This is a genomic window from Coleofasciculus sp. F4-SAH-05 (genome assembly GCF_040222985.1).
GTDB lineage: Bacteria > Cyanobacteriota > Cyanobacteriia > Cyanobacteriales > Coleofasciculaceae > Coleofasciculus > Coleofasciculus chthonoplastes.
In genome coordinates this window covers 1-8028 of the sequence record NZ_JAVKBY010000175.1, presented here as the reverse complement: position 1 = coordinate 8028, position 8028 = coordinate 1, and the positions used below count along the sequence as shown (strand labels likewise).

Sequence of the window (8028 nt, the reverse complement as noted above, 5' to 3'; positions counted from 1 at the left end):
CGATAGAGCATGATGCTGGCGTTCACATCAAGGTGTCATGACCCGTCTAACGTAGACTGCGGTGAGTCTTGGTCTGCACGTTCCGACTATGTAGAGATATGCATAGATATGCATAGTTCTGTATAGGTTTTTCGGAACGGTACAAATGCTGGGTGCATGTCAACACAAGTAGGTTGGGTTTCGACTTCGCTCAACCCAACGCCCCAACACCATGCTGGCTCAAGACGGTTGACCAAATTGGCGATCGTAAACTTCGTCTTCCTTACCGGATTCAACTTTCAGGTTAGAACGTGGTAAGGCGATACAAAGCAATACATACCCTTCCTCTTGCAATTCGGGTCCAAGTCCCATCCCTTCGCTTTGATCCACAGAACCCTCAATGATTTTAGCGGCACAGGTTGTACAAACGCCAGCGTTGCAGGCATTGGGTAAATCTATCCCTTGTTCCTCCGCCGCCTGAAGAATCTTTTTGTCTTCTGGGACTTCTATCGTGTGGGTTGTACCTTGGTGATTGATTTCGACGGTGTAAGTCTTGGGCATTGTACCTCTTAGCGGCTTTCCAGGTTGACTTTCCCGGTTCGGGAAAAAATATTGACCGGGATTATTTTAACGTTTGATGCCGGATTCCAGGCTATCCTTAAGTGTATTATGAGACCGACACTCTAGATTCTCATGGTTGATCCGATCGCATCCTCTCGTACCCACCAGGCTGAACCCTCCCTCCCGCCTTCCTGGAACTATGAGGCGACAGTGGCTCAGGTGGAGACGATTATCGAGCAAATCGAGCGGGGGGAACTGGAATTAGCCGAGGTATTTGACCAATTTGCCTCAGCGGTAGAGTATTTGCGTCAATGTGAAGCCTTTCTGCAACAGCGACAACAGCAAATGGATTTGTTGATTGAGACGTTAACCGATGAGTCAGATTCCCAGACTTGATCTCTAACTGTTTGCTCATCTGTTCGATAACAGATTAGCGTGTTAGAGCCTTCAATATAGCCTTTCTGTTCATATCTTTATCGTCACCGATGTTGAGGTGCGATCGCGCTTTAGATTCCAGGGTACGTTAAGATGCATTTCAATGAGCGATTCCCTGTTAGACACCACACCAAAACCCTCGACCTACCGTAGTAGGCTGGCAAGCTTAAAGTTGTGGGTAAAATTTTTCTGGATCACTACCCTCATAAGGGTTTGAGAAAATACTTGACCACCGTTTTAACCTTGCCAAGCTAGTAGGGTGGGCATTGCCCACCAGCGTTAAGTCAGTGGCATTCATCCTAAGATAAGTACCTGGACATAAACTCTGTACTTTGTACTAAGAAATGTTAACAAGCCTCAAACCCTTACTATTGCCTGTTGCCTGTTGCCTAATCTCAACCATTAACTTGACTTTTATCCGATTACTTACCTGATTATTGGCAAACCTGATGTTCAAGGCAGTGCAGGCGTTTCGTTCTGGATTGATGTAGTAAAGGCGATGTATTAAAAAAACAATACTATTATTGTTGATCATCACTATAGTCAGTTTCAACTTTTTGACTAATCACTTCCCACATTGAGCGAGTAATTCCAGATTTCGGCAAGCCCTCTCCCCCTTCCTCGACAGGAGCTGTAAAGTCTCTGACTAGAAATACAAGTGGAAAGTTATTAGTCGCGCCATTACTTGTGCTGAGAAATAGATTGTGATACTTGGGTAAATCTCTGGCAAAACCTTCGATTGTTTTCTTGTCGGCTAAACCACAAGAAACAACTTTGTTAATATCTTGTTGGTTAACCATTCGAGTCATAATTACATTATCTACAAGTCGAAATACGGAGTCGGGTAAAGCTCCTGGCGTATTAGTTACAAAAAATAAATTTATTCCTAAATGTCTAATCAAAGGAATTAACTCATCAATGTATCCCTCATCCATATACATATGTGCTTCTTCAAAAAACACTGAAGGATATATAGGAATTTCTACTTTGTTTTTTTGAAATGATTCATACTGCTTACGACATATTTCTTTCATTTGATCTATTACAAGAGTAACCACTACTTTCTGTACAACCGGAGACAAGCCTCCTATATCAAATACAATAACGCCAGCATAATTTTTCAGATCTTCTAAATTCTGTGGTTTATTAGCATTTTGCGCTTGCTGATGCCCTTCATCTTCGATACCATGTGCCATCCGGTAAAGAACTGTCCGAAGTGAAACAACTCTTGTTGTAGGAGTACGGTTTTCTCGAAGAGCATTTTCTTCTTCTTGTGCTTCCTTGCTTGTACAGAAAAGATGATAGCTCATTAAATTTCTAATGCCACGTCTATAGGCACCGAGCATATGATCATTGGCTCCAATAATGTCTTCTTCTTGCTCCAATAAAAACTGTAAGTCTGCAAATTCACCAGCTAAATTTCTATCTTCAATAACTCCCGGTAAATTAGCTCTTACAGCATTATCTGTAGCTGCTGTATTAAATAAAGATAACTTTTCAAACACCTTAAATATACTAGGAATAGGTAATTGATCTAGCCTAAACTTTAAATTTACAGTTGGGCGAATCCTGTTAGCTTTAGGCAACGAACCATATTCGCCGTTGATATCAAACACAATAGAAGGCATACCCAGCTTTCTTTGCAAATGTATAATGCCCTTGGTGATGTGAGATTTACCACCTCCTTTCATTCCTGTAATAAGGTTAACTTTTTCAAACCCTCCCGCATAAACTCTAACCGGATGTTTTTGATTAGCTCCTAAAGTGCCTAAATCTAGATTCAACTCATCTAAGCTTTTGACAACTTTTTCTAGAATAAAAGCCGGATTTATCAAGAAAATATCAACATTTCGGGTAACTACTTTTCCTTCGGGATCTTTCCAATTTCCACTTTGCACAGAAGCACGAACAATAAATTCACCTATCAGGAATTCGTCTATAACTTCTCTTGGCTCATTATAAGAACGCTGCATTTCCCTTGCATGAGCAGTTGTCAGCAATCTAAACAACGCTTTACTATCGGCTTGCGGGTAAGAAGCAATTCCTTTTGAAACTATCTGAACAATGAGTCCTGTTTCATTTTCTAATGAATCCGATGTTGTTACTGATTGGTTTTTATCTCGCAAGTACAAAACATCACCTACAGCAAAGTCTTTGGCTTTAGGATAAAAAATTATACTTCCTTCATTACCAGTTAATTCTAAAAGTTGCGCCGATTGAACAGCCACTTCATCTGATAGAGCTGAGCGAACTACCTCTTCTGAATCAAGTTCAGTATCAATATCTACATCCGGAACTTGAAAACCTGTTAGTTCAAATTCCTTGGCAGCTTGGTTACTTTTACTCTGTCTATGCTGATTTTTGGCTGACGTTGATGAATCTTTATGTTTGGTCACAATCTTACTCCTATATTTCTAACAAATTTATTTACCAAAAGAACCAAAAGGTTGAAACAATACTTCCATGCTAGGCTGCTCTTGAGGTCTAGCCCCTAGATTAATAGTGGCTTGAGCCAAAATATTTTGAAAATCCTGAAACAAAAAACAACTATATTGATGTGCTTCTATTAAGGGTTTTGGATAACCACCATAGATTCGGCAATAGTTATAGACATCATTAATGACTTCATCGGCTGTCTAGTTTATCAGACTCATTAATTAGCTGATTAGGTTCGATGTCACGCTCTGGAATCAGTATAACCTCGCCTTGATGATCGGCAAGACTTGCCCAAGCTGCTTGAACCAGCTGCTTTATAGATTGGTTTTCCCGATCAATAAATTTCATTAGCAAATTTACTGAAGTCAATTCTCTGAGTAGTGAATCCCTGCCCTAAGAGATACCACCGTCTAAGATAACATCATTCATCAAAAAATGCCATAACAGGTTCAGACAGTACAATTTTTGTCATTCACCAGCTATACTGTAACCGCCTCACTATTGAACGACAAAGGTTCATCTTTGCGAGTTTGCATGTGACTAATCAACTCTTAACCTCTGTACAAGATAGCCTACAGCTAACTACGGACGTAACACCTATAGCGCCCACTGCCGCGCAAATGCAAAAAATTTTTGGTACTCTTGAACAAGACTTACCTTTCTGTGAAGATAGTGCTTTTAAAGGTATGCTCAACTTTGCCGATAATTTAGAAGAACCGATTCATCGTTGGTATTACTATAAAGAAGGCTATTCCCATCGGTTAGTTTCTCAAGTTTTAAAGCGCTATCCTAGACCAAACGGGTATCCTGGTGTCTTTGATCCATTCTGTGGTGCTGGTACTACCTTGCTTGTGGCACAACAACATAACTTACCTGCTGTTGGCATCGAAATAAATCCTTTTGCCACATTTATTAGTCAAGTTAAAACTAATTGGCATAAAATTAATCCGATAAAATTAAAAAATGCTCTAAACAGAATTATTGAAAACAATAATATAAATTGTTCTAAACTTCCAGCTCTAACAACTTTTCACAATGAAAAATATTTTCCTAACAACCATGCTTATCAACTAATTCATCTTAGAGAGTCAATCCGCAGATGTAGAACAACAACGGAAATTAAAAATGCGCTCCTGCTAGCACTTACAGCAACACTGGAAGATGTATCTTGTCTGCATAAAGATGGTCGCGCTCTTCGTTACCATCCTCGTGATGTCATCTCTCCTAAAGAGGCTTTGCATCGCCGTGTAATGATTATGCTTGAAGACTTAGAATCTATACAAAATAGACCTCATCATGAAGTTACAGTTTTAAAAGGAGATGCACGGCATTCAAGTTTATTGTTAAGTAAAAAAATAAATATAGATCATTTTGGTTTGATACTTTATTCTCCTCCTTATGCCAATAATTTTGACTATAGTGAAGTATATAAATGTGAACTGTGGCTGCTAGGAATGTTGAATTCTTATGAACAATGGAAACAACTTCGATTAAGTACTTTCCGCTCCCATCCTAGTTGTAATTTTCCAATAACCCACTATCTTAAAGAAGATCCTGAGCTTCGAGAAATATACCGTTTAGTAGAGCAGACAGCCAGATGCCAAAATATCGGAGGAACTCGTGCATACAAAAGAGCGCCTAGTGTAATTAGAGGTTACTTTGATGATGTTTTTTTAATGCTTAAAGAACAAAAAATTAAACTTGCACCAGAAGGATATATTGTTTGCGTAGTGGGTAATTCAAGACACGGTAATTTGCATATTCCTACTGATGCCATTATAGCAAAAATAGGTCAAGCAATTGGACTTGAACTTGTTGAAATATATGTAGCAAAATATCGCAATGATCGTAAAAACAAAAATCAAAGATTACGTGAAAGCTTAGTTGTTTTTATAAAAAAATAGGACGGTTAAATAACATTATGTTTAAAATTATTTATATCAGCCTACGTCTTACTAAACCGACACTCTAGGACAACAAGTAAGCCGGATATTTCTCGTGCGGTTTATTGATAATACGGCTCCTTATTTGGTATCATTCCCTCAACCGTTACGCTCCTAACCCAGTCAGCATCTTGTCATGAAAATTCTCTATGACACCTGGATTCCCAAAGCCTCTGACGCATTCATCCAAGCGGGCGCGTTTTATCTGTGGGTGAAAACTGATACCCCCTGAAAAAGAACACAAGCATCTATGACAGCCTTCAACCGTAATTCTGTCAACTATACCCTTCCTTACTCCTTACTATGCCTAGCTGGTATATTCATTGGTTTATGAGTCTGTTGGTGTGCCGTAAAGTATACGCCAGCTTCATGACTCATCTGCGCTATGTCTACTACTGCTTCGTGGCGCAACTCTTCCCACTTCTGCTTGTAAGCCATGAGATCAGCGAATTGAATCCGACGCCTTATTCCTTTACCAGTGGACGGAATTTCCCCATCGTTGAGCAGTTTAATTAAATGCTGTCTAGGGAAATCAAGCAACATCGCCACTTCTTCAACAGTTAGGGGTAGATTAAATGTAGAAATTACTACGCCTTTACCCTGCACTAATTGAGAGATGAGTTGAGACAACAATAAAAACACAGATTTAGGGAGTTCGAGTTCTTCCCCCTCTGGACTAACAATTCGTGGCAGTTGTCTGTGATCGCTATTACTAAAATGAGTCAAAAACTTCTCTAATTTTTCTAGATAATATTTTTCTTCATCTGTAGCAACAATTGGTTTAGGTTTAAAGTTATTTACTCCCACTTTTGTTACTCTCCGTAATTGACTTTAAAGCTTGTTCTTAGATTTTCTTTAGGTGTTACGCCAATAAATCATCAACCGCCACACTAAACCCATCTAACACCTGCTGTGTCCTGACAACATCACCCTGGTTAAATAAAACCTGTTGCTGTTGTGTAATCACCAAAACCCATTGACTCTCAGGAAACACTAACCAAACTTCCTGACACCCCGATCGCAGATACTCTTTGACCTTACTAAAAACCTCTTCCGCCCCATCTGTCGGTGAAATAATCTCAGCAATTAAGGGAAAACTTTGGGATAAAACCGTAAACTCGCCAAATTGTTCCACCAGTTCCGGAGTGAGGTAAGATACATCAGGACGACGCCCCCGTTCTCCTGTCCAACAGGGGGTTTCCGTGTAAACATCTCCGCCTAGACTCTGCTCCTCTTTATAATTTCCCCAATATCGAGCTAATCGTGCTTGAATTCGACCATGTTTGGCTGTCATCCCTTGCTTCTCCACCAATTGCCCATCTACCCATTCTGTATGGTCAGGGGGATTTAGCAAATAGTCTTCGACAGAGAAAACGGGAGACTCAACCTGAGAGTCTTGGGAATCCGCGATCGCGTATGCCATAATCATCCATTATCCTTTGCCACAATTATCCCCATTATCCATATTGTGAGGAGTAATCAGTCACCCCCAACAAATGACAAAGGACAAAGGACAAATGACAATTAACCCAACATTTCCTGCGCCCGCTTAATATTTTTACGAACCGATTCGGCTGACGTATGTAGGGCGGCGCGTTCGGTATCCGTGAGGTTAATTTCCACAACTTTTTCGACACCACGACACCCTAACCGTATGGGGACACCAATGAAAATATCCTTTAAACCATACTCCCCATCTAGATAAGACGACACGGGCAAAAGTCGCGACTGATTATGTAAAATGGCTTCCACCATCGCGCAAGTCGAGGATGCAGGCGCTGAATACGCCCCCCCAGTTTTCATCAGATTCACAATTTCTGCACCACCATGACGAGTCCGATCAACTAAACGATCAACTGTTTCCTCATCCATCAGTTCAGTAATCGGAATTCCTCGCACCGTCGAGTAGCGGGGTAAAGGTACCATTAAATCGCCATGACCCCCTAAGACTAACCCACTGACATCCGCAATCGATACCCCTAATTCCATCGCAATGAAGGTTTGGAAACGGGCAGAATCCAGCATTCCTGCCATTCCCATCACCCGTGACGTGGGTAATCCTAATGTCTGCCAGACCAAATAGGTCATCACATCTAGGGGATTGGTGACAATAATGTACAAGGCATCAGGCGATCGCGCGATCGCTTTTTCTGCCACCTCAACCGCAATCTTGGCATTAATTTTGAGTAAATCATCTCGATTCATCCCCGGTTTACGGGGTAAACCCGCCGTGATGATCACCACATCAGACCCGGTGGTATCCATATAATCATTGGTGCCAGTAATCTCGCGATTGTGACAATCCATCCCCTGTGCCTCCATTAAATCTAGGGCAATACCTTGGGGAATACCGGGAACAATGTCTAAAAGCACCACATTTGCCAAATTGCGTTGGGCAATCCGGTGCGCCAACGTGCTACCGACATGACCCGCGCCAATCACGGTGACGCGGTGATCATTGCAGGCGATAGGTAAATTCGAGGAAAATGCCATGGCTATAGATCGATTCTGCGATCGCGACTAAACTACAGGCATAAACTACCCAGACCTGCTAAGAGCTGAGGTCTGGGTTTTTAGTAGCCCGCTCAGTCATCAAACAAGCTAAGACTTCGGCGTGAGCGCTCAGTCGAACGCTGAACATACTCGATAGTTCGGCTTAGCTTGCACGATAACC

8 protein-coding genes are annotated in these 8028 nt (G+C 41.2%); 2 read left to right on the top strand and 6 right to left on the bottom strand.

Annotation, left to right across the window (positions count from 1 at the left end; all coding sequences use genetic code 11):
* Positions 1 to 219: 219 nt before the first annotated feature.
* A complete protein-coding gene (locus RIG27_RS20885; protein ID WP_446336493.1) occupies positions 220 to 540 on the bottom strand; it encodes a 2Fe-2S iron-sulfur cluster-binding protein in 321 nt (106 codons plus the stop codon).
* 132 nt (positions 541 to 672) lie between these two features.
* Between RIG27_RS20885 and xseB the strand changes: the two genes are divergently transcribed.
* Positions 673 to 936 carry an exodeoxyribonuclease VII small subunit gene (xseB, locus tag RIG27_RS20880; RefSeq protein ID WP_446348324.1) on the top strand — a complete coding sequence of 88 codons (264 nt, stop codon included), beginning with the start codon at positions 673 to 675 and terminating at the stop codon, positions 934 to 936.
* 560 nt (positions 937 to 1496) lie between these two features.
* Here the strand turns inward: xseB and RIG27_RS20875 are convergent.
* Together RIG27_RS20875 and RIG27_RS20870 are read right to left on the bottom strand one after the other, a co-directional pair.
* Complete coding sequence (locus RIG27_RS20875; protein WP_446348322.1) at positions 1497 to 3371, bottom strand: helicase HerA domain-containing protein; 1875 nt, start codon at positions 3369 to 3371, stop codon at positions 1497 to 1499.
* Positions 3372 to 3600: 229 nt separating this feature from the next.
* Complete coding sequence (locus RIG27_RS20870) at positions 3601 to 3759, bottom strand: hypothetical protein (protein ID WP_446348320.1); 159 nt, start codon at positions 3757 to 3759, stop codon at positions 3601 to 3603.
* 188 nt (positions 3760 to 3947) lie between these two features.
* Between RIG27_RS20870 and RIG27_RS20865 the strand changes: the two genes are divergently transcribed.
* The gene (locus RIG27_RS20865; RefSeq protein ID WP_446348318.1) at positions 3948 to 5315 is read left to right on the top strand and encodes a DNA methyltransferase; all 1368 of its coding nucleotides are present in this window, start codon (positions 3948 to 3950) and stop codon (positions 5313 to 5315) included.
* A gap of 330 nt (positions 5316 to 5645) precedes the next feature.
* On the opposite strand, the gene RIG27_RS20860 is transcribed toward RIG27_RS20865, so the two are convergent.
* The 3 genes from RIG27_RS20860 to mdh all read right to left on the bottom strand — a co-directional run bounded on the left by RIG27_RS20860 (position 5646) and on the right by mdh (position 7847).
* Complete coding sequence (locus RIG27_RS20860) at positions 5646 to 6161, bottom strand: helix-turn-helix domain-containing protein (RefSeq protein ID WP_446348316.1); 516 nt, start codon at positions 6159 to 6161, stop codon at positions 5646 to 5648.
* 55 nt (positions 6162 to 6216) lie between these two features.
* Positions 6217 to 6783, bottom strand: a complete 567-nt coding sequence (locus RIG27_RS20855) for a Uma2 family endonuclease (protein ID WP_446348314.1) — start codon at positions 6781 to 6783, stop codon at positions 6217 to 6219.
* Positions 6784 to 6878: 95 nt separating this feature from the next.
* Positions 6879 to 7847 carry a malate dehydrogenase gene (mdh, locus tag RIG27_RS20850; RefSeq protein ID WP_446348312.1) on the bottom strand — a complete coding sequence of 323 codons (969 nt, stop codon included), beginning with the start codon at positions 7845 to 7847 and terminating at the stop codon, positions 6879 to 6881.
* Positions 7848 to 8028: the final 181 nt, after the last annotated feature.

Bases quoted from the DNA above. Each gene is read 5' to 3' on its own strand.
- mdh (WP_446348312.1), bottom strand. From the start codon at position 7,847: ATGGCATTTTCCTCGAATTTACCTATCGCCTGCAATGATCACCGCGTC.
- xseB (WP_446348324.1), top strand. From the start codon at position 673: ATGGTTGATCCGATCGCATCCTCTCGTACCCACCAGGCTGAACCCTCC.
- RIG27_RS20870 (WP_446348320.1), bottom strand. From the start codon at position 3,759: ATGAAATTTATTGATCGGGAAAACCAATCTATAAAGCAGCTGGTTCAA.
- RIG27_RS20885 (WP_446336493.1), bottom strand. From the start codon at position 540: ATGCCCAAGACTTACACCGTCGAAATCAATCACCAAGGTACAACCCAC.
- RIG27_RS20855 (WP_446348314.1), bottom strand. From the start codon at position 6,783: ATGATTATGGCATACGCGATCGCGGATTCCCAAGACTCTCAGGTTGAG.